Origin of the sequence: Neobacillus terrisolis (assembly GCF_051233475.1) — a bacterium.
GTDB lineage: Bacteria > Bacillota > Bacilli > Bacillales > Cytobacillaceae > Bacillus_BU.
Genome location: NZ_JBKFGH010000035.1, coordinates 35,393 through 58,127 on the forward strand (window position 1 = coordinate 35,393; position 22,735 = coordinate 58,127).

A 22,735-nucleotide genomic window follows, 5' to 3' on the forward strand; every position below is an offset into this window, starting at 1 on the left:
ATCAAGAATTTACCATTTATTAGGAGGGAAATATGGACAAAACTTTAAAAAAGTTACAAAAGCTTCATCGTTCCGTTCAACAATTAGAAACAGCTTTGCATGAGGTTTGGAGTGGCATCGAAGAGATTGGTGAGGACGAAAGATTTAGTGGATTAATGGAGGAAGCGAGACAATACCAATCCAAAAGAAAAAATTCAGATCCCAAGATGGAGGAATTCTGTCAACGGCTGGATGAATTTGAAAAGTACATGGAAGATATTCCAGAAGACGGTACAACAGCAGAATATTTTGATGACGCTATTGCAGAGCTAATAGCCTGGATTGAAGAAAATCGATGATACCAGAAAGACGTGTTGAACTCCAAAAATGACGATGGAGCAACACGTCTTTTTTAAAAAAAATCGACAATTCCTCAAAATCTATTATTATTTCAAAAAAATGTAAAGGGATTTTGTCCAAAAAACTCGAATTTAATAGAAATAACAAAGTTATTACATCACAAAAATATTGTAAAGGTCCGCGGTATTTACTTATTGAGTGAGGGATTAATGTGTGATTCTTTTAATAAATAAGGTTGGTTCAAGAAATGGATATACGCACAATTTTGTTTAAAAGTATTAATTTACAACTTTCCTTATTAAAAAGGTGTTTTAACGAGGTTTTTACTATTAATCACCTAACAAATATACATACGTGTTCGTTAAAAAAAATAATTTGTTGTTATTTTTCATAAACCTCTTGAAAACTTATACGTACATATATATAATGTGAATATAACGATGAAGAACAAGTTGGAACTATGTGGATAGTGAAAACTATGTTTTTATTATTATATCAATACATATTTTATTTGAAAATGAAAACGCTTTATTCTGTGGGGTTGCGTGAAGTATATTAAATCACATTCCGTGATTTTAATATAAAAATTTTTACAATATAAAAAGAGGGGGCAGTACATTGAAAAAATTTATTTCTTTAATGTTAGTTGCAATCCTAGCTTTAGGATTAGCTGCATGTAACAAAGAAGAAAAGGCAGCAACTGACTCAGGTGGCGAGAAAAAGAAAGATGATCAAATCGTCTTTGGTTATACCTCTATGACCCAGAATAATCCTTTCTTCCAAATTCTTGAAGAGTCTATTCGTAAAGAAGTAGAGGCAAAAGGCGATAAACTGATTACAACAAACCCTGCAATGGATGTTGCGCTTCAAATTAACCAAATTGAAGATATGATTGCTCAAGGTATCGATGCAATCTACTTAAACCCAGTTGACTGGGAAGGTATTCGTCCTGCTTTACAAATGTTAAAAGAAGCTAATATTCCTATTATTAACTATGATACAGAAGTAAAAGATTTCGATTATGTAACTGCTTATGTTGGTTCTGATAACAAAAATGCGGGCCGCGTTTGTGGTGAAGACTTAGTAAAAAGATTCCCTAATGGCGGGAAAATCGTTATTCTTGATAGCCCAACTATGAACTCTGTAAACGATCGAATTGCAGGTTTCGAGGAAGCTATTAAGGGTAAAGGTTTTGAAGTAGTAGCACAACAAGATGCAAAAGGTGATTTAGAAACAGCTCTTGACCTTACTGAAGATATTCTTCAAGCGCACAATGATGTAATCGCTATCATGGGCGGAAATGACCCAACTGCTTTAGGTGCTTTAGCTGCTGTTAAAGCTGCAAACAAAACTGATATTATCATCTACGGTGTTGACGGATCTCCAGATGCAAAAGCTGCAATCGCTGAAGGTGGCCCATTTGTTGGAACAGGTGCACAATCACCAATTCAAATCGGTGTTCAATCAGTTGAAGTTGCATACAAAGTGTTAAACAAAGAAAAGTTCGAAAAGAGAACTCCAGTTGAAACTTTCTTAATTAACAAAGACAATGTAGAAAAATATGGCCTAGATGGCTGGCAGTAAGATTTAACCAATAATGGTCTAGATTATAGTGGGTGACTCAAAACATAGGTTTCAGCCTTCAAACTACATATTTTAGTAGGTAAATCTGCTATTTATGTATAAGAATTGGTGCCAAACACTTATGAGTCACCCTTTCTATTTAACGAGGTGGAGAATATGAGCGGCAAACTGTTGGAAATGAGTGGCGTAAATAAACGGTTTCCTGGGGTTTATGCTTTAAAGGGTGTTGATTTCGAACTGGAAAGTGGAGAAGTTCACGCGCTTCTTGGAGAAAACGGAGCAGGTAAATCAACGCTCATGAAAATACTTAGTGGTATTTACAGCATAGATGAAGGAAAGATCTTTATCAATGGACAAGAGGTGCAGATCAACGATGTAAAAGATGCCCAAAAGTATGGAATTAGCATTATTCATCAAGAAATCTGTTTAGTACCTTATTTATCCATCGCGGAAAATATATATTTAGGGCGTGAACCAGTCAAGAAAACAGGTTTTATTGATAAAAAAACGATGTATGAGAATGCTCAAAAGTTTTTGGATGAATTTGATCTTGGGGTGTCTGCTCGTACAATAGTCAATAAACTTAATGTGGCCCAGCAGCAAATGATTGAAATTATTAAAGCGGTATCGTTCAATTCGAAAATTATTGTCATGGACGAACCAACTTCTTCCTTAACAGAAAAAGAAGTTGATTTCTTATTTAAAACAATTCGAAACTTAAAGGCGCAAGGCGTTGGAATGGTTTATATTTCTCACAGAATGAATGAGTTATTTGAAATTACCGATCGTATCACGGTCATGCGTGATGGTGCCTGTATTGGGACTGTAGTCACAAAAGAGACTACACATGAAAAATTAATTGCCATGATGGTTGGTCGAGAATTAACCAATTATTATGTTAGAGACTTTTCAACTACTGGGGAAACTGTGTTGAAGGTGAATAATTTATCCAGAAAAGGGGTATTAGAAAACGCCAGCTTCGAACTTAAGAAAGGTGAAATCCTTGGTTTTGCTGGATTAGTTGGTGCAGGCAGATCTGAACTAATGAAGTGTATCTTTGGACTGGATCCATTTGAACAAGGTGAAATCTTGGTGAATGGAGAAAAGAAAGCGATTAAAAATCCAAATGATGCCATAAAAAATGGGATTGCCTACGTAACGGAGAATCGAAAAGAAGAAGGCTTATTCCTAATCCAGTCTGTTCGATACAATACAACTATTAAGATTTTGGATAAATTTATGAAATTCTTCAGTGTTGATTCTAAATATGAAAATAATGCAGCTAATAATTATATAAAGGATTTATCGATTAAAACCCCTAGCGCTGATCAAGAAGTCGGAAATTTGAGCGGCGGCAATCAGCAAAAGGTTTTAATTTCTAGATGGTTAGCGACAAAGCCACGAGTGTTAATCCTTGATGAACCAACCAGGGGTGTCGATGTTGGGGCAAAAGCAGAAATCTATTCAATTATGAACCGATTGGTTAAAGAAGGGGTTTCGATCATCATGATCAGCTCAGAGTTGCCGGAAGTTATCAATATGAGCGACCGAGTTGCCGTTATGTGTAAGGGGAAAATTCAGACCATTTTAGATAGAGGTCGCTTTAGTCAGGAAACGATTATGCATTACGCTACTGGAGGTAATTAACATGTCTCAATTGACTGTATCAGAAAAGAAGAACACCAATTTTGTTCTAAATGTTGGAGTGGGGCTAAAAGATTTTATCCGTCATAATTTAGGGATTATTTTAGGGTTTTTAGTATTATGTATTGTCATTTCCATCGTAAACCCTAACTTTTTATCATCAAACAACTTAATGAACGTATTAAGACAAACTTCTACTAACCTTTATTTAGCGTTAGCGATGACGATGATCATCATTTTGGGTGGAATTGACCTTTCAGTAGGCTCGATTATGGCGGTTGTCGGGGTTGTCACGACTGCTCTTATTGCTCAATCTGGTGTACCCGTTTACCTTGCAGTAATCGCAGGTGTTTTGGTAGGTATTTTGATTGGATCAGTGAATGGTTATGTAGTCGCCACAACGGTTATCCCTCCATTTATTGTTACGCTGGCCACGATGAATATCGCACGTGGAGCCGCATATGTTTTGACAGACGGGAAACCGGTTCGGGTTATGTCGGATTCCTTTAACTTTATCGGTTCTGGTTATGTTGGTGGAGTTGTTCCTATGCCGGTCGTCTATTTAATTATTATTCTACTTCTATGCTATTTAATCATGAATAAAACAAAGCTGGGTCGTTATATGTATGCGGTTGGCGGAAATGCTGATGCGGCTAAATTTTCAGGGATCAATATTAAAAAAGTAAAATTCTTTGCTTATACATTTAGCGGATTAATGGCATCAGTTGCTGGTATCGTTTTAGCATCACGGATGTTCTCAGGTCAGCCAACTGCAGGAAATGGAGCAGAGCTTGATGCCATCGCAGCTGTTGTCTTAGGTGGTACTAGTATGACCGGAGGATCGGGGCGAATTGGTGGTACGGTAATCGGCGCATTAATTATCGGTGTACTGAGCAATGGCTTGAATTTAATGGGAGTTAGCTCATTCTGGCAATACATTGTAAAGGGTATCGTTATTTTAGTGGCTGTTTATGCCGATGTTATTAAAAAGAGAAAAGCTTAACCTAAACAAATTATTGTTTAGGTATTCTTTTTACCCAAATCGATACTCAATTATTCTGTTGCATGTTAAGACTATTAATGCGAGTAGGTGATAGTTTGAGAGAGGGAATTGCAATTGCGGGTACAATCGCATTGGATGAAATAAAAAGAATTGAAAAATATCCAAATAAATCTGAACTTACCACGATTCAAAGTATCGGTAGATCGATAGGTGGAGCCGTCTCCAATTGTTCGGTTGCTTTGTCAAAAATTGATCCAGGTCTACCTATCGAGGTAGTAACGCTTATTGGTGATGATGAAAAAGGTCTATTTTTGAAGGATAAATTATCTCAATATAAAAATATGGATCTGAGTCGAGTAAAAGAGATTGGAAATACACCGTTTACTGATGTAATTGCGGATTCTTCGGATCATACGAGAACCTTTTTCTACTACAGAGGAAATTCAAGTTTATTTGATGAAAAGACAATTGATCTTGAAACATTAAATTCAAAGATCCTTCATATTGCCTATATTTTATTGTTGGAATCTTTGGACCAAGAAGATAGCGAATACGGTACAAAGATGGCCAAGGTGTTAAAGCAAGCACAAGAACTCGGGATAAAAACTTCGATAGATATAGTTAGTGAGAATAGCAACAGGTACGAACGGCTTGTTCCTCCAAGTTTAAAATATACAAACTATTGCGTCATCAATGAGCTTGAAGCGGGTAAGAGTGTCGGTATTAACTTGAGAGATGTTGATGGAAAATTAGTTACTCAGGATATTAAGAAGGTTCTGTTTAAGTTAAAGGATTTTGGTGTAAAAGACTGGGTGGTACTTCATACCCCGGAAGGAAGCTTCGGTTTTGATGGTATGAATGTGCATAGTATCCCTTCCTTATTATTAGATAAACACATGATTAAAGGTACGGTTGGTGCTGGGGATGCCTATGTATCTGGAGTTTTATACGGTGCTTTAATAGGTTTAGATCTTCCTAGTTCTATGAAGTTAGGGACAGCGGCAGCTGCCTCATCATTGTTTGAAGAGGATAGCACTTCGGGAATTAAAGGTTATCAGCAATTAATTGCTATGTATGAAGAGTTTCCTAAGCGGGACGAATTACGATTATAAGGAGGATATTATGTTAGTTACTTTAAACGAAATTCTAGCTAAAGCAGAAGAAGGAAATTATGCAGTGGGTGCTTTTAATTGTCCTACTTTAGAGGCGGTTCGGGCTGTAACGGAAGCGGCAGAGGAATTGCAAGTGCCAATTATCTTATCCCATGCCGAGGTACATAATGAACTTGTTCCGATTGAAATTATGGGGCCGATTCTCGTAGATTTTGCGAAAAGAGCTAGTGTTCCTGTTGCAGTCCATTTAGATCATGGTACCAATATAGAGATTGTCAAAACAGCCATAGATTTAGGCTTTAGCTCTGTCATGATCGACGCTTCCCATATGAGTTATGAGGATAATATTCGGACTGTTAAGGAAGTTGTAGAATATGCCCATCAACATAATGTATCAGTTGAAGCAGAGCTTGGCGTCATGACTTCCTCCGGGATTGGTGGAGAAGAAACGCAAGGTGCAGAGCTAGCGGCCTCTGGTGAAGCTTCAGATTATTATACCGATCCACTGATTGCGAAAGACTTTGTTGAGAAAACAGAAACGGATGCGTTAGCAGCTTCCTTTGGAACGGTTCATGGAATTTACATGAGTGAACCTAAGCTTGATTTTGACCGCCTTCAAGCGATTTCAGATAATATTCAAAGACCTGTCGTGATGCATGGCGGATCAGGGCTCAGTACCGATGATTACCTTAAAGCAATCAATAACGGTGTAAGAAAAATAAATTATTATAGTTATGCGGCTAAAGCGGGTGCGCAAGCTGTTAAAGAATATATTAATGCCCATGAAAATCTCTTCTACCATGACCTTACAACTGCAGCAAAAGAAGCTATTAAAGAAGATGTGAAACGAGCAATGGAAATCTTTTTAAATACAAAAAAATAATCTGCATATTTTACAAATAAGATTGGACTGGAGATGAGCAGTATGGATCGCAAAGATTATGAAAGAATGAAAGAAAAAGCATTAGAGCTGTTTGATAAAGCAAATATTATTCTGACGGATGAAGAGAAAGAACAAGTAGAGGTTGCCGATTTTGGCTTGAATAAGGTTGAGGATACAGGATTGCAATTGATCACTTATGTCAATACAGAACAAGTTTGTGCAAAGGAGCTGGCCTTACTGCCATTCCAAACATGTCCGGAACACAGACATCCGAAACGTGCATTTGATGACGGAAAAGAAGAAACATTTCGGTGTAGATATGGTACGGTTTATCTTTATGTTGAAGGGGAAGAAACAGAAAATCGTACGATGCAGCCTCCAGTTGGTGATGAAAATTATTACACTGCATACAAAGAAATCGTTTTGCACCCTGGTGAGCAATATACCATTTATCCAAATACACTTCACTGGTTTAAAGCAGGAAGTGAAGGGGCGGTAGTCTCTGAATTTTCAACAAGAAGTACAGATGAAGAGGATATTTTTACCGACCTAAGAATCAAAAGAATACCAGAAATCAATTAATACGTTCAAAATGCCCTTAATAGATTTTGCTATCTTTAGGAGGTTGGGAGGGTTGTCCTCCCTTTTTTTTGCAGTTATTGAATGTACGTACAATTTATATTAAAATAGAAATAGGTTTATAAATATGCGTACAACTTTGTGGTGTTTATTACAACAACTAAGTACAAGTTAGTCTTATCCAAATAATAGGATAAGAGAATGAAAGAGGTAATAAGGAATTTCTAAACTAATTTCATATTGGAAAGGTGTTGATTTATAGTGTTAGAAAAGTTAAAGGAACAAGTACTAGAAGCTAATTTATCTCTCCCGAAATACGGCTTAGTTACGTTTACTTGGGGAAATGTAAGCGGTATCAACAGAGAAGAAGGGCTTATCGTCATTAAGCCGAGTGGTGTTTCCTATGACGAAATGAAAGTGGAGGATTTAGTTGTTCTTGATTTAGATGGCCATATTGTGGAAGGCCATTATAAACCGTCTTCAGATACGGAAACTCATCTAGTTTTATACAAGCATTTTCCTGACATTGGTGGGATTGTTCATACTCATTCCCCTTGGGCAACAGCCTGGGCCCAGGCGGGAAAATCGATTCCTGCCTTGGGAACAACACATGCAGACTATTTCAATGGGACCATTCCTTGTACAAGAGAGATGACTGAGGAAGAGATTGAAGGTCAATATGAGCTTGAAACAGGTAATGTGATTATCGAAACATTCAAAGGCATAAACCCTAATGAAGTGCCAAGTGTGTTGGTACATAACCATGCACCATTTAACTGGGGAAAGAATCCTTTAGAAGCAGTTCATAATGCGGTCGTTTTAGAGGAATGTGCTAAGATGGCTTACCACGCCTTTCAATTAAATCCAGGTTTACCTTCCATGAATTCAATTTTATTAGAGAAACATTTTTATAGAAAACACGGTGTTAATGCTTATTATGGCCAAAAATAAAGAGGTGATATTGCCATGACCAAATATACAATTGGGATCGATTATGGAACACAGTCAGGGCGAGCAGTGTTAGTTTCGCTTGCTGATGGAAAGGAAATAGCCGATCATGTCACTCCATACCGGCATGGAGTGATTGATGAGGTGCTGCCAGAGTCCGGGATTGTTCTCGGGCATGAGTGGGCCCTTCAACACCCTTATGATTATATTGAGGTTATCAAAAATTCAGTACCAGCAGTATTAAAGGAATCTGGTATCGACCCAAGCCTAGTAATCGGAATTGGAATTGACTTTACAGCATGTACGATGCTGCCAGTGAATGAATTTAAGCAACCCCTTTGTTTATTAGATGAGTATAAGGATAATCCGCACAGCTGGGTTAAACTTTGGAAACATCATGCTGCACAACCTGAGGCGAATAAAATTAATGAAATCGCAGAAAAAAGAGGAGAGAAGTTTCTTCCGCGGTATGGCGGGAAAATTTCCTCAGAATGGATGATCGCTAAGGTTTGGCAAATCCTCAATGAAGCACCAGAAATTTATGAGGCAACAGACAAGTTTGTTGAAGCAACGGATTGGGTTATTTCACAACTATCCGGCAATCTGATTCGAAATAGCTGTACAGCCGGTTATAAAGCAATTTGGCATAAGCAGGAAGGATATCCTAGTAAGGAATTTTTTAAAGCTTTAGACCCACGCCTTGAACATTTAACTGAAACAAAGCTCCGTGGTGATGTGGTTGCTCTTGGAACTAAAGCGGGTAAATTGACAGAAGAAATGGCTCGTTTAACGGGTCTTACGCAAGGTATTGCGGTTGCAGTAGGGAATGTTGATGCCCATGGCGCTGTACCTGCAGTAGGCGTAGTTGAGCCTGGGAAATTAGTTATGGCAATGGGGACTTCCATATGCCATATGCTGCTTGGCACAGAGGAAAAACAAGTTGAAGGCATGTGCGGGGTTGTTGAGGACGGGATTATACCTGGGTTATACGGTTATGAAGCTGGACAGTCTGCCGTAGGGGATATCTTTGAGTGGTATGTCGAAGAAGGGATACCTGCATACGTCAAAACGGCAGCAACTGAGCAAGGCTTAAATATCCACCAGTATTTAGAACAAAAAGCTTCTGAATATAAACCGGGTGAAAGTGGTTTACTGGCATTGGATTGGTGGAATGGAAACCGTTCCATATTAGTTGACACGCAACTTACAGGACTCATGCTTGGAATGACGCTACAAACAAAACCAGAAGAGATTTATCGGGCTTTACTAGAAGCGACTGCTTACGGAACAAGAACTATCGTCGACGCTTTTAATGAAAATGGTATCCACGTAAATGAACTTTATGCATGTGGTGGCCTCCCGCAGAAGAATCGATTGTTAATGCAAATTTATTCAGATGTGACCAACCTGCCGATTAAAATAGCAGCTTCCAAACAAACTATGGCATTAGGTGCGGCCATGTTTGCTGCAGTAGCTGCAGGAAAAGAAGCAGGTGGCTATGACACGATTTTAGAAGCAGCTGAAAAAATGGCCCGCGTAAAAGAGGAAGTTATTCAACCAATAGCTGAAAATGTTGTAATCTATGATAAAATATATGCAGAATATAAGAGATTACATGATTATTTTGGTCGTGGGGAAAATGATGTCATGAAAAGACTGATGGTACTCCGGACATCTTCCTCCGAATAACTACTATTTTCGATTCATCTAGGAGGTTCATATGTTACAAGTAGGGCCATATCAATTTTGGTTTGTTACAGGCAGTCAGCACTTGTACGGTGAAAATGTCTTATTCGAAGTGAGCAAAAACTCACAAACGATTGTTGATGTTTTAAACCGTGCCGAAAATCTTCCACATAAGATTAAATTTATGGGTGTTTTAACAAAAACAGAAGAAGTTAACAATCTCATTCTTAAAGCAAATTCAGATGAGAATTGTGCTGGAATCATTACTTGGATGCACACCTTTTCACCGGGTAAAATGTGGAAGGCTGGCTTGACTAAACTACAGAAACCATTACTTCATTTGCATACGCAATTTAATCGAGATATCCCTTGGGATTCGATTGATATGGATTTTATGAACCTCAATCAATCTGCACATGGTGATCGGGAATTTGGATATACTGTTACGCGCTTAAAGATTCCAAGAAAAGTGATTGTTGGATATTGGGAACATGACGATATGAAGAGAAAAATCGGCGACTGGATGAGGACTGCGGTGGCCGTTATCGAAAGTCAAAATATCCGAGTGGCACGTTTCGGAGATAATATGAGAAATGTTGCTAGCACAGACGGGGATAAGCTTGAAGCACAAGTAAAATTCGGCTGGATTGTAGATTATTACGGTATCGGGGATCTAGTTGTAAAAATGAAAGAAATTACTGAGGACGAGGTAGATAGACTTTTTGAGGAATACAAAGAGCTTTACGACATGGAGCCAGAAAGCTTAGTACCTGGTCCTCATCAAGAATCAATAAAGGAACAAGCACGGATTGAATTAGGCTTAAAGGCATTTTTGAATGAGGGAAAATATACTGCTTTTACGACCAACTTTGAAGATTTGCATGGAATGAAACAACTTCCAGGCCTAGCTGTCCAACGGTTGATGGCGGAGGGATACGGCTTTGCCGGGGAAGGGGACTGGAAAACAGCTGCCATGACACGGCTTTTAAAAGTCCTAACAAATAATAAAGAAACCTCTTTTATGGAAGATTATACTTATCATATGGATCCTGAAAATGAAATGGTTCTAGGCTCTCATATGCTGGAAATATGCCCAACGATTTCAGCCGTAAAACCTAAGCTGATTGTACGACCTTTAAGTATTGGCGGCAAGGCAGATCCTGCACGGCTTGTTTTTGATGGTAAAAAAGGAACGGGAATTGTAGCTTCCCTTGTTGACATGGGTGGACGTTTTCGACTGGTGTTGAATGAAGTAATTGCAGTTCAACCAGCTGTCGAAACACCGAACCTCCCAGTAGCAAAGGTGCTTTGGAAGCCGCTTCCTTCGTTGACAGAAGCCGCTGAAGCATGGATCTATGCAGGGGGATCTCATCATACTGTTTTCTCATTATCTGTAACGAAGGATCAATTGTTTGACTTTGCTGAAATGATGAAAATCGAGTGTGTGATGATTGATCAACAAACGGATCTTTACCGTTTTAAACGTGAACTTCAAATAAATGAGTTTATATGGAAATAATGTGAACAAACAAGATAGTCTGCTTATGAAGGCAGTATATAGAGGATTTTAAGCTGAGCATTCAGCTGTAATGATAGATTTGAACGGTTTAATCATGCAGCTTGTTGGCTTATATTTTATCCCAGCCTAAAAGAATAATGAGGTGTCGGTCTGTGGCTGAAACAAAATATAATAAGGTTAAAGGTTGGATTAGGTCAAAAATATTAGATGGAACATATGCTCCTAATCAAAAAATTGCTTCTGAAAGTGAATTAATGAAACAGTTCGATGTCAGCCGGCATACGGTTCGAGTTGCTATTGGTGAGCTGGTTAGTGAAGGATGGCTATATACGGAGCAGGGAGCGGGTACTTTTTGTACGGATCGTGCTTTAAATCAACAGGAAGCACCTCCTTCGAGTCCAAAAAAGATTGCGATAATTACTACATATATTTCAGATTATATCTTTCCTTCCATCATTCGCGGAGCAGAATCAGAAATTAGTAAAAAAGGATATCATGTTAGTTTATTTAGTACAAATAATGATCATGAAAACGAAAAACGTATTCTAGAAACCATTATCACTCAACGATTTGATGGTGTCATTATTGAGGCAACTAAAAGTGCAACATCCAATCCTAATTTAAACTACTATCTGAATTTAGAATCATTAGGAATTCCTTACATTATGATCAATGCTTATTATGATGAGCTAGAACCCGTGAGTGTAGTCGTAGATGATGAAAATGGAGGATATTTACAAACTGAACATTTAATCAAATTAGGACACCGAAATATTGCCGGTTTCTTTAAGACCGATGATCTTCAAGGTGTAAAGAGGATGAAAGGCTTTATAAAGGCATTACGGGAGTATGGAATTCCAATTAACCCCAAGAATATTATTACGTATACGACTTCAGAGAAAACTGTAAAACCAGCTGAATGTTTGAAGTCAATGTTGGAATCCAGTCAAGAGAAGCCATCAGGTCTCGTTTGTTACAATGATGAATTGGTCATGAGATTACTTGATGTCATCAGGAAAAAGGAATTAAATGTACCAGAAGATATTTCTATTGTAGGCTTTGACAATTCCTTTCTTGCGGAGGTCTCTGAAGTCAAGCTAACAACCATTGAACATCCAAAAAGTGAACTAGGTAAAATGGCTGCCAAAATGATTCTCGAAATGATCGCAAAAGGCAAAGGGTCAAAGCAAGGCAGTTCAATCGAATCGTACGTTTTTGAAACCAAACTCATTATCAGAAATTCGACAAGTTGCCTTTCACCTGAATAAGTTGCAAGTCAATACCCGAAAAAACTTGTTTTAGGAAAAAGTAATCATGTGCTGGAATGATAACATTTCCAGCACATTTTCACGATGATAGAAATAACAAGAATAGGGTGATGAACGTGAAATATGTGATCGGAGTCGATTTAGGTACAAGTGCTGTAAAGGTATTATTAATGAATCAACAAGGTCAGGTTTGCGGTGAAGTTTCAAAATCCTACCCTCTCATACAAGAAAAGTCCGGGTATACTGAGCAAAATCCAGAGGAATGGGTGGAAAAAACCGTAGAAGCATTACAAGAATTAACTTCGCATTTTACCGGTTCCCCATCAGAAATCGAGGGAATAAGTTTTTCAGGTCAAATGCATGGTTTAGTTTTATTAGATAACCATGATAAAGTACTGCGAAATGCCATTCTTTGGAATGATACAAGAACGACGAAACAATGTCAGGACATTTATGAACTGGTCGGGGAAGAACGGCTTTTATCGATTACAAAAAATCCTGCCTTAGAGGGTTTCACACTGCCGAAAATTTTATGGGTAAAGGAAAATGAACCAAGCATATACGAACAAGCTAAAATGTTTTTATTACCGAAAGACTATCTTCGTTATCGACTAACCGGACAAATACATAGTGATTATTCTGATGCTGCCGGAACGTTACTATTAAATGTCGCTGAGAAGGAGTGGAGCACTGAGGTCTGTCAAGCAGTTGGTGTTGATATCCATCTTTGCCCTCCGTTGCTTGAATCGCATGGTTTTGTGGGTACGATTACAGCGGAAATTTCCAAAGCGACTGGACTACCTGAAGCGACAAAGGTTTTCGCAGGTGGAGCTGATAATGCTTGTGGAGCTATTGGTTCTGGCATTTTAGCTGAGGGGAAGACATTATGCAGTATTGGAACCTCAGGTGTTGTTTTATCGTACGAAGAAAGCAATTCTCGCGATTTTAAAGGAAAGGTTCATTATTTTAATCACGGAAAAGAGGACGCTTTTTATACGATGGGGGTTACGTTAGCAGCCGGTTACAGCTTAAGCTGGTTTAAGGATACGTTCGCCGAAAAAGAAAACTTTTCTGAAATGCTTCAGGGCTTAGCAGACATTCCGATCGGAGCAAATGGATTATTGTTTACACCCTACATAGTAGGAGAAAGAACCCCTCATGCTGATGCGTTAATTCGTGGAAGTTTTATTGGGATGGACGCTTCACATAAGCGGATTGATTTTGCAAGAGCGGTGATTGAAGGCATTACCTTTTCCCTGAATGAGTCTATTGAGATTTTTAGAGAAAGCGGAAAGATGATTGATACGATCATTTCAATTGGTGGAGGAGCCAAAAATGAAGCCTGGCTGCAAATACAGGCCGATATTTTTAATGCAAAAATTCAAAAGCTTTCAAGCGAACAAGGACCTGGTATTGGAGCAGCAATGCTTGCAGCATACGGCTGCGGCTGGTACAGTTCCTTAAATGAATGCTCAGATGTATTTACGCAAGTAGTTAAAACCTATGAACCTATTGAAGAGAATGTTCAAAAATATAAAGAATTATTCCAACTATATAAAATGGTATATTCGCAAACAAAAGAGCTAAATAGTCAGCTTAATAGGTTTAGAAAGTAAGAAGAAGTGAAGTAGTAATAAGAAAACGGCCGTCAAATTTGATGGCTGTTTGTTTTTGTCTTAGGAAGCATTATGGGAATTATTTTTATCTCAATCGAGGGTGTCCGCAAACATATCCTTTAGTGCCTTTAGTGCACTCATTTTCCGGTTTATCTACAATTCAGGGTACTAACATATCCTTTAGTTCTCTCTGTTTTTCCGATTTATCTAAAGAAAACAAACTATCATGATCCAAGATGGGTTATAATGGAAAATAAATGGAATTTTTTAAAAAAAGGAGGATAAAAAGTTGGAGTTGATTGAAAAAGCTTTACAAATTGCAAGTAGAGCACATGAAGGCCAATATCGAAAACAAACTGATATTCCTTATATTGCACACCCGGTTGCAGTAGGGATGTTGTTATTAAGAGCCGGTTATGAAGCCGAACTGGTCGCTGCAGGTATCTTGCATGACACCGTTGAGGATACAGCTGTTACGATTGAAATGATTGAACAAGAATTCGGTCCAAAAATTGCAGAAATTGTGTCAGGTTGTTCAGAACCCGATAAATCGCTTCTTTGGAAGGAGCGCAAGGAGCATACAATCCAGTTTTTAAGAACAGCTCCTGAGGAAATTCGAGTCGTTGTTTGTGCAGATAAATTACATAATATTCGTTCGATCATTGATGATTATGAACTTTATGGAGAACAAGTTTGGGAAAGATTTAATGCAGGTAAACAACAGCAGGAATGGTACTACAGGAATGTGGTGGAAAGTTTAGGAGCCACATCAACCTTTCATTTACTTGAAGATCTTCAAAAAGAGGTGGAGCGATTATTTAATTTTCATTAAAACATTGAGAGAAGGGGGTAATTTTCAAAATTTAGTAGTGATTGTGCCCTTGAGGATTTCTAATGAGCGGAAACGGTAATGATCAGAGTGTGAATGTGCCCGCGAAGACGCAAAAAAGGCAAAAACGGGAACGATCAGAGGTTGAATGTGCCCGTGAAGACCTAAAAAAAGCGGAAACGGGAACGATCAGAGTGTGAATGTGCCCGTGAAGCCCCAAAAAAGGCAGAAGAGGGAACGATCAGAGGTTGAATGTGCCCGCGAAGACCCAAAAAAGGCAGAAGAGGGAACGATCAGAGGTTGAATGTGCCCGCGAAGACTCGAAAAAAGCGGAAACGGGAACGATCAGAGGTTGAATGTGCCCGCGAAGACCCGAAAAAGGCAGAAGAGGGAACGATCAGAGGTTGAATGTGCCCGTGAGGACGCAAAAAAGGCAGAAACGGGAACGATCAGAGGCTGAATGTGCCCGCGAAGACCCGAAAAAGGCAGAAGAGGGAACGATCAGAGGTTGAATGTGCCCGTGAGGACGCAAAAAAGGCAGAAACGGGAACGATCAGAGGCTGAATGTGCCCGCGAAGACCCGAAAAAGGCAGAAGAGGGAACGATCAGAGGTTGAATGTGCCCGCGAAGACCCGAAAAGCGAAGAAACGGGAACGATCAGAGGTTGAATGTGCCCGCGAAGACCCGAAAAAGGCGGAAATGGGAACGATCAGAGGTTGAATGTGCCCATGAAGCCTCGAAAAAGGCGGAAATGGGAACGATCAGACAATGAATGTGCCCGCGAAGACCCGAAAAAAGCGGAAACGGGAACGATCAGAGGTTGAATGTGCCCGCGAAGACCCGAAAAAAGCAGAAACGGGAACGATCAGAGTGTGAATGTGCCTCTGAAGATTCGAAAACCGAAGTGATTTAAAGGAAACCTTTACCCCATCACATCTGGAGAGGAGAAGCAAATGAACCTATTAAACATCATATTTATTGTCCTATTTATTTTGGGAATAATCTACTTGCTCTCATATCGATTAAATCTAAAGAAGGCTACTGAAATTGCGAAAGATGCCATTTTCCCTAGACAAAAAGAAGAGTTTGCTAGGGTTCTAATTCCTATTGAGTGGAAGGAAATGCGGCCACTTACCAAAAGCACTAGATCGTACCAGACGGTCAAATGGGGAACGGTAGCGGTAATCATCTTGTTTTCGGTAGTATTATGGATGGTTTTCGCCACCGAATGGTTAGAATCTGCATTTTTAGAGGTCATTTATTTATTTTGTGCCATTATAAGTGCGGTTCATCATCCCGGCAATTTTTATATTTTACCAAATGGAGTCATACTGAATGGTAGATACTTCTCATTTAACAAAATTAAAAGTTATGAAGCTGAAAAAATAGTTCGTTGGCATGATTTATATGGACTGGATTCGCGGGTGAATAATGCGTATAAATTAACGATAAATGTAAAAAAATCATTCGTTCAACCCAAATTCGTTGTGGTAGAGGACCAGGTGTACTTGGAGAAGATTATTAGCTTACTTGAGCAGCAGGGGATCGAAGGGATACAAAAAATTAGAAGCGAAGTGAATGATTCAAGAAAAACTCAAGGATAAAATCTTTGAGTTTTTTTAGGTCATTTATTAATAGACAATAATTATGTTATGTAAATAACACAACCGAAAAAATTCAAAGAAAAGATAAATAAAAGGTAAGGGAGATTGACCAAGGTCAACCTCCCTAACAAGCTTTTCAAACCCCCAAGAATTCACTCCTTCTTATCAGCAGAAGCAATTACTTTCTTAATGATACTTTCATAATTCTTTTTCACCTTCTCTAATGGCAGTGAAAGGTCTGATGACAGTTGGAAAAGGTAGTCATTATCGTAACGGAGCCATGAAGTATAATTCCGTTTTATAAAATACTCTGCCTTTTCATACGAATCAAATGCCTCGGTTATTTTTTTACCTTGATGAATGACCTCGTACATTCCATCAGATAGAGGATGAATAAAGGAGACTTCACCTTTTCGATTTTCATACGAAGAACCATATGAGGCACCTTTAACATTGATTTCATTGCGGTCCGCATCCAGTTTGGCTGGTTGGATAGGGAAGACATTTACCACAAATTTCTCGAATGCATCTGGGGTTAAATCACAGCCAGAAGCTTTAGGGTGGCCGCCGCCACCGAAACGGGTAGCGAATTCCGATACATCCACATGATCATGTATGGTTCGAAGGCCCACTTTTTTCGTACCAACATTGAGCAAAACAATCATGTCAAGATGGGGATTGAGCTTGTTTAACGCGTTTCCTAGCTCTGATAAATATTGCTCGGCATGGACTATTCCTACACAGTACTCTTCAGTTAGAGTTTGAACCATCTGTCTGTTTTTTGAATTGATGTAGCGTTCGATTTTCTTTTCCTCTACGTCGAGTAAAAGATTTTCGGTTTCTGTTAAGGTAAAGGTTTCGGGATTTTCGCGGAGCCTTTTTAAGATGCTTTCTTCAAACGGCTCACGGTCAATAATATAAAATAGGTCATTTAACCGTTTGGCGGTGACATTGTTGTTTGCATCCCATTCCCATGTATCGTACTGACGGACTAGATCGATGAACTCCTCGAGCGCTTTGCTTCTTTTAATTTTATTTTGACTAACAAGATAGTCGTAAAACAAAGAGGTTGCACATGTTTTTTTACCTGTTTCATATTCGGGGATAACTGTTCCCCATGCATATTTGTTAAAGTGCATCGCCGTTACATGATGGTCGATTACTTTGATATGGCGGCCTTCTTTGAAGCGCTGCTCTAGTTTTTTTTCTACTTTTTCATTAACAGCAAGGTCGGTAATATACGTTTCTGTATTATGAAAATCAGGGTTTTCAATAAAATTTTCAACACGCTGATTTAAAACACGATAAGAGCAATACGATACATAAGCCTCTTCTCCAAAAGCAAGCTTTGCGATAATACCGCAGCCAAGCCCATCCAAGTCTATATCCGTAAATAATTTCATTTAGTGAGATCACCATCCTGTAAATTTTTCCATAAAGTCTATTTTAAACCATGCCCGAATACTTATACAGCTTTGGGGTGAAAATATTCTTATTTTTATATTAGGCGCCATTATTGTTTGTACATTTTGTTCTGTTCATTTAGTAATTCTTATGCGATTTTTTCAGGATTTTTTCAGAATCATTGTCTAATATTTATGGTAATTGGACCAATAAAAAAGGGGTGTACGTTAATGAAATCATTAAAAATAATCATGACTGCTTTTCTTTTTACATTTGTTTTCGCATTTTTCGCAAATATCATTGTCAGTGCAGATGATTTTGAAGATGAAAAATATGAACAATACGATGAAGATGATGAAAAGGAAGGGCCGTTTGAAGAGTTTGGTAAAATGGTCGGTTGGGGCACAGCTATTTCGATGGGCGCGGCCGGAATCTTACTCCCGGTTAGAAGAACGACCAAAACAATAGTAAAAAAAGCACCAAGTGCAAAGAAATTCGTTCTAACCCTTTCACAATTTTTAGGAAAAAGGCACGTGTTTTTTGGAATAATAGCCCTTGGTCTAAGTCTTCTTCATGGTGTTTTCATGTTTTTAAGCGAAGGGGAGTTAGAGGGAGAAGCGATTTCAGGAATTGGTTCGGTCCTTTTTATGTCTATTGCAGCAGGATTTGGATTTGCTTTACTTAAAAATAAAAAAACAAAGAGAGTTAGAACAGTTCATATTACCTTGTTAGGAATTACCGTCCTATTAGGAATGTTTCATATTTTTATTTAATGGAGCAATATAATTTCTATATTTTCAAATTGTTTAATTAGTTAAGAACATTTTTAGAATTTTCTCTAAATAAATAGACAAATCCAAAGTTAACCAAATATACTTCAATTGAATAGGATCTTTTTATTTTGCTAAAAAAGGTAATTAATTAAAATGATAGGGATCATTTAATTAATTACCTTTTTTAAACATTGAAAGGATCCTTCTATTCCGTATTTTAAAAGAGATAATCAGAAGAAGAAGGAGATTCGTTGATGCCCCGTTACAACTGGTTAGAAGCAATAAATGTTACAGAAGAACTTTTGACTGAACCAAAAACACGTTTACCCGTTATTTGGATAAGCGCCTTGGATTGTACCGGGTGTAAGGAAGCTTTTATTCGTTCGTTTGAACCCACTGCTTTGGAAACGATTCTCAATTTCATCTCATTGGAGTATAGTGAGCTATTGTCAGTTGCGAGCGGTTATCAAGCGGAGGAACATAAGGAATCCATATTTGAAAAATATAAGGGTGAGTATGTTCTAGCAATTGAAGGAGGAATTCCGGGAAGTGATGACTATTTAACGATTGCCGGAAAATCCGTCCAAAAGGAAATCATCTCCGCTGCCAAACATGCCAAGGCAGTGATTGCATTTGGAAGTTGCTCCGCCTGGGGTGGAATACCAGCAGCAGTGGGCAACCCTACTGATTCCACTGATGTTGTAAGCATCCTTCCTGAAGGTATTCCCGTTGCCCTTGTTCCAGGCTGCCCTCCCATTCCTGAAGTAATTATTGGGACGCTTTTATACGTGCACTTTCACGGTGAATTACCAGAGCTAGACAAAAAACTGCGCCCGACCGCATTTTATCAAAAAACTGTCCATATGACATGCCATCGCAAACCCTTTTTTGATCAAAAATTATTTGCAGAATCGTTTGATGACGAGGGTGCGCGAAAAGGCTATTGTCTATTTAAACTGGGCTGTAAGGGGCCTCAGGCATTTAATTTTTGTGAATTAATTGGTAAGGACCACTGTATTGCCGCAGGCTTCCCGTGTATTGCCTGTTCCGAAAAATCCTTTTGGGATAAAGGAGGCTTTTATGGGAAAAAGAAAAGAGGATGAGGAAAAGGCGATAAGTTTTATGTTTAAATAAAGAGCAACTAGGTGTTCGTTCACAACCCATAACTTACAAGTTTAAGGGGGAAGAAGGATGACACCCTATGTTATTTTAATCATAACCGGCTTATCATTCCTTATAAATTTTTTAGCGTCATATTATCTTAGTAATATCGTAAAAAATACAAGGTCCGCCAGTATGTCTGGAGACGAAGTAGCTAATACCATTTTGAATTTAAATCATATCAGTAATGTCAAGGTTAGAAAAATTGATATTGCTGGAGAAAATGATTATGATCCGATTCTGAAGGTTATCCAATTAAGTCCAGACGTGTATGGCTGTAAGACCATTTATTCAATTGCTGTTGGTAGTCATGAAGCTTGTCATGCGGTAGATTTTCAATATTTTCGGTTTTTATTTATTCCTGTGACCTTTTTCGTTAAATATATTTTTATTCCATTATTTCTGTTATCATTCTTCATCGATTCAAATCTATTTCATGGAATTGTTTTACTCGTCTACCTATCTTTATTGTTATTAAAATTAATCGTAGAAGTGGTGGACGAATTCCATATTAATCGAATGTCGGTTCATACATTGAAACATTTTCAGCTAGTTTCACCTGATGAAGTCACTGAAACGAAGAAACTTTATCGATTTTTCAATTTTTCATACCTCGTTAGTCTGCCATTGATGATATTGTTTAATCGCTAAGGGTGAACATTGATAATTAATGTTTAAATCTCAAAAAAAGAGCTAGCATCAAAGCTAGCTCTTTTCCTTATTTCTTCTATTTTATTAACTTTGTTCGAAGTAATTCTGTTAACTCTTCAAGTTCACCCAGCGCAGCTGCGACCCGTTGCATATTGATTGGACCAATAGGCATAACATGGATCGATTCATCCGGCAGAGTGGATTTATGAGCAATCCTTTCGAAAACCTCATCATTTATGTCGGCAACACCAAGGTCTGTAAGTGAAACGGGTAAGCCGAGCTCACGATAGAAAGGGAACAACTGATTCACTTCATCTTGTTTTTCTTCAAGAATAAGTTGAACGAGTATCCCGTAGGCTACTTTATCCCCGTGTAAAGCGTGGTGGGTTTCTTCCAATACCGTCAGTCCATTATGAATCGAGTGAGCACCGGCAATTCTTCCAAAATGATCACCGAAACCGCCCACCATTCCACCAAGCATGATAATCGTTTCAATGACTTTGATGAAATCTTCATTAAGCACGCCGGCATCTAGAGTATGGATTGCTCCACTGGAATGAGCTAAAAGCAGGTCCTTGCATTGTTTTGCAGCATAATGCGAAATTTGCAATGGGACAGGCTTGTTTTCAATTACAGCCATTTGAACATCGGCTTCGTACCATTTTGCTAGAGTATCACCAATCCCGGCGATAAGCATGTTCAGAGGAGCATTCACAATAATCATCGGTTCTACTAACACAAGGCTCGCGCTATTCGGATAAATATCATAGCGGATAAATACCCCAGATTCATCATAAATTACACTGATTGGCGTCCAAGGGGAACAATTAGATGCAAGCGTTGGGATTAAGATCGATGGGGTGTTGGCTAAATGACATACAGACTTAACCAAATCAAGCACCTTTCCACCACCAACTCCGATGACTGCTGTATAACTTTTAGCACGAACTATGCTTGCAATCGTGGAAATCTCAGTTGTTGAACATTCGCCGCCATAGATGTATTCCTCAAATTCAACCTTGGTTAATTCAGGAAAATAGGGGAGGGCAGCCTCCCAAGATTTCTGCCCGTGTACAATCAAGACTTTCCTTAGTCCACGTTCCAATAGTTTGGATTCAAGTTGATTTAAAGCACCTTCCTGTAAAATATATTCGCTAGGCGCTCCATGAATAGAAAAGCTCTCCATGACTATCACTCATTTCTTAGCATGTTAACCCTTAACGAGCATGGACTACCATTGCTTTCAAATAGTTTTGCCCTGTAAATAATAACGAAAGCTATTTGATTACTTCATCCAATCAGGCTTACCAAAGCCTTTAAATTGCTCATCAATGATTTTTTCAAATTCATCAGATTCGACAACTTCTTTAATATCTTTTGCAAGCTGAGAATCCTTGTTTACTGTAGTTACAGCCACAACGTTACGATATTGATCGAGCATATTTTCTAACGCAAGAGCACTTAAAAGATCCATTTTTGCAGCCAAAGCGAAGTTACCAGGAACGGCAGCTAAATCTGCGCTTTCAACAGAACGAGGGAGCTGACCAGCTTCAATCGGTTGGAATTTCAAGTTTTTCTTATTTTCTTTAATATCTTTTTCAGATACCGTAAGTGGGTTTGCATTTGGATCTAGTTTAATTAAACCCTCATCTTCAAGAGTATTTAAAGCCCGAGCCCCATTGGTAGGATCATTAGGAATTGTAACCGTAGCTCCATCCTTAACATCATCCAAAGACTTGTATGTGTTTGAGTAAATTCCCATTGGAGCTGTTGGAACTGAAATTAAGGCTGTTAATTCCATATTGTTTTCTTTTGCAAAGTTTTCGAGATAAATCGTGTGCTGGAAAAGGTTTGCTTGAATATCATCATTATTCAACGCTTTATTTGGCTGAATATAATCGCTAAATTCAACGATTTCAACTTTATAGCCTTTGTCTTCTAAGCCGGGTTTAATCGCTTTATTTAACATATCACTATATGGTCCAGCTGTAGCTCCAATTTTAATTTCTTTTGTTTCTTCTGTTGCAGTTGTTTTCTCACTGCCGCTTTCCTTGCTTTCTGTTCCGCCGCAAGCTGTAAGAGCACCTGCCACGAAAAGTAAAATAATTGCTGTTAACCATTTTTTCATGCTG

The 22,735-nt window shown here is 38.4% G+C and carries 20 protein-coding genes; 17 read left to right on the forward strand and 3 right to left on the reverse strand.

The window, feature by feature from the left end; all coding sequences use genetic code 11:
- Window positions 1–32 precede the first annotated feature (32 nt).
- The 14 genes from ACI48O_RS19115 to ACI48O_RS19180 all read left to right on the forward strand — a co-directional run bounded on the left by ACI48O_RS19115 (window position 33) and on the right by ACI48O_RS19180 (window position 16,614).
- Window positions 33–338 carry a hypothetical protein gene (locus ACI48O_RS19115; protein ID WP_435563444.1) on the forward strand — a complete coding sequence of 102 codons (306 nt, stop codon included), beginning with the start codon at window positions 33–35 and terminating at the stop codon, window positions 336–338.
- A gap of 619 nt (window positions 339–957) precedes the next feature.
- Window positions 958–1,923 carry a sugar ABC transporter substrate-binding protein gene (locus ACI48O_RS19120; RefSeq protein WP_435563445.1) on the forward strand — a complete coding sequence of 322 codons (966 nt, stop codon included), beginning with the start codon at window positions 958–960 and terminating at the stop codon, window positions 1,921–1,923.
- A 156-nt stretch (window positions 1,924–2,079) separates the two neighbouring features.
- Complete coding sequence (locus ACI48O_RS19125) at window positions 2,080–3,570, forward strand: sugar ABC transporter ATP-binding protein (RefSeq protein ID WP_435563446.1); 1,491 nt, start codon at window positions 2,080–2,082, stop codon at window positions 3,568–3,570.
- 1 nt (window position 3,571) lies between these two features.
- Window positions 3,572–4,570 (forward strand): ABC transporter permease, encoded by a 999-nt coding sequence (locus ACI48O_RS19130; RefSeq protein WP_435563447.1) that lies wholly within the window; start codon window positions 3,572–3,574, stop codon window positions 4,568–4,570.
- A gap of 95 nt (window positions 4,571–4,665) precedes the next feature.
- Window positions 4,666–5,682, forward strand: coding sequence for a carbohydrate kinase family protein (locus ACI48O_RS19135; RefSeq protein ID WP_435563448.1), 1,017 nt, complete (start codon window positions 4,666–4,668; stop codon window positions 5,680–5,682).
- 10 nt (window positions 5,683–5,692) lie between these two features.
- Window positions 5,693–6,565 carry a class II fructose-bisphosphate aldolase gene (locus ACI48O_RS19140; protein ID WP_435563449.1) on the forward strand — a complete coding sequence of 291 codons (873 nt, stop codon included), beginning with the start codon at window positions 5,693–5,695 and terminating at the stop codon, window positions 6,563–6,565.
- Window positions 6,566–6,607: 42 nt separating this feature from the next.
- A complete protein-coding gene (locus ACI48O_RS19145; protein ID WP_435563450.1) occupies window positions 6,608–7,147 on the forward strand; it encodes a D-lyxose/D-mannose family sugar isomerase in 540 nt (179 codons plus the stop codon).
- A gap of 258 nt (window positions 7,148–7,405) precedes the next feature.
- Window positions 7,406–8,095, forward strand: a complete 690-nt coding sequence (gene araD, locus ACI48O_RS19150) for an L-ribulose-5-phosphate 4-epimerase (RefSeq protein ID WP_435563451.1) — start codon at window positions 7,406–7,408, stop codon at window positions 8,093–8,095.
- A 15-nt stretch (window positions 8,096–8,110) separates the two neighbouring features.
- Window positions 8,111–9,781: a ribulokinase gene (locus tag ACI48O_RS19155; RefSeq protein ID WP_435563452.1), complete on the forward strand. Its 1,671-nt coding sequence runs from the start codon at window positions 8,111–8,113 to the stop codon at window positions 9,779–9,781.
- 31 nt (window positions 9,782–9,812) lie between these two features.
- Complete coding sequence (araA, locus tag ACI48O_RS19160) at window positions 9,813–11,297, forward strand: L-arabinose isomerase (RefSeq protein ID WP_435563453.1); 1,485 nt, start codon at window positions 9,813–9,815, stop codon at window positions 11,295–11,297.
- Between the two features lie 137 nt (window positions 11,298–11,434).
- The gene (locus ACI48O_RS19165) at window positions 11,435–12,565 is read left to right on the forward strand and encodes a GntR family transcriptional regulator (RefSeq protein ID WP_435563454.1); all 1,131 of its coding nucleotides are present in this window, start codon (window positions 11,435–11,437) and stop codon (window positions 12,563–12,565) included.
- Between the two features lie 116 nt (window positions 12,566–12,681).
- On the forward strand, window positions 12,682–14,181 hold the full coding sequence (gene xylB, locus ACI48O_RS19170; protein ID WP_435563455.1) for a xylulokinase: 1,500 nt from the start codon (window positions 12,682–12,684) through the stop codon (window positions 14,179–14,181).
- Between the two features lie 289 nt (window positions 14,182–14,470).
- The gene (locus tag ACI48O_RS19175) at window positions 14,471–15,013 is read left to right on the forward strand and encodes an HD domain-containing protein (RefSeq protein ID WP_435563456.1); all 543 of its coding nucleotides are present in this window, start codon (window positions 14,471–14,473) and stop codon (window positions 15,011–15,013) included.
- 950 nt (window positions 15,014–15,963) lie between these two features.
- Window positions 15,964–16,614: a hypothetical protein gene (locus tag ACI48O_RS19180; RefSeq protein WP_435563457.1), complete on the forward strand. Its 651-nt coding sequence runs from the start codon at window positions 15,964–15,966 to the stop codon at window positions 16,612–16,614.
- Between the two features lie 152 nt (window positions 16,615–16,766).
- On the opposite strand, the gene ACI48O_RS19185 is transcribed toward ACI48O_RS19180, so the two are convergent.
- Window positions 16,767–18,017, reverse strand: a complete 1,251-nt coding sequence (locus tag ACI48O_RS19185; protein WP_435563458.1) for a DHH family phosphoesterase — start codon at window positions 18,015–18,017, stop codon at window positions 16,767–16,769.
- A gap of 231 nt (window positions 18,018–18,248) precedes the next feature.
- Between ACI48O_RS19185 and ACI48O_RS19190 the strand changes: the two genes are divergently transcribed.
- The 3 genes from ACI48O_RS19190 (at window position 18,249) to ACI48O_RS19200 (ending at window position 20,603) form a co-directional block, all read left to right on the forward strand.
- The gene (locus ACI48O_RS19190) at window positions 18,249–18,791 is read left to right on the forward strand and encodes a hypothetical protein (protein WP_435563459.1); all 543 of its coding nucleotides are present in this window, start codon (window positions 18,249–18,251) and stop codon (window positions 18,789–18,791) included.
- A 254-nt stretch (window positions 18,792–19,045) separates the two neighbouring features.
- The gene (locus ACI48O_RS19195; RefSeq protein ID WP_435563460.1) at window positions 19,046–19,894 is read left to right on the forward strand and encodes a hydrogenase small subunit; all 849 of its coding nucleotides are present in this window, start codon (window positions 19,046–19,048) and stop codon (window positions 19,892–19,894) included.
- A gap of 88 nt (window positions 19,895–19,982) precedes the next feature.
- On the forward strand, window positions 19,983–20,603 hold the full coding sequence (locus ACI48O_RS19200; RefSeq protein ID WP_435563461.1) for a zinc metallopeptidase: 621 nt from the start codon (window positions 19,983–19,985) through the stop codon (window positions 20,601–20,603).
- A 76-nt stretch (window positions 20,604–20,679) separates the two neighbouring features.
- Here ACI48O_RS19200 and ACI48O_RS19205 read toward each other — a convergent pair whose 3' ends face one another.
- Together ACI48O_RS19205 and ACI48O_RS19210 are read right to left on the reverse strand one after the other, a co-directional pair.
- The gene (locus ACI48O_RS19205; protein ID WP_435563462.1) at window positions 20,680–21,789 is read right to left on the reverse strand and encodes an iron-containing alcohol dehydrogenase family protein; all 1,110 of its coding nucleotides are present in this window, start codon (window positions 21,787–21,789) and stop codon (window positions 20,680–20,682) included.
- Between the two features lie 99 nt (window positions 21,790–21,888).
- Window positions 21,889–22,731 (reverse strand): MetQ/NlpA family ABC transporter substrate-binding protein, encoded by an 843-nt coding sequence (locus ACI48O_RS19210; protein WP_435563463.1) that lies wholly within the window; start codon window positions 22,729–22,731, stop codon window positions 21,889–21,891.
- Window positions 22,732–22,735 lie beyond the last annotated feature (4 nt).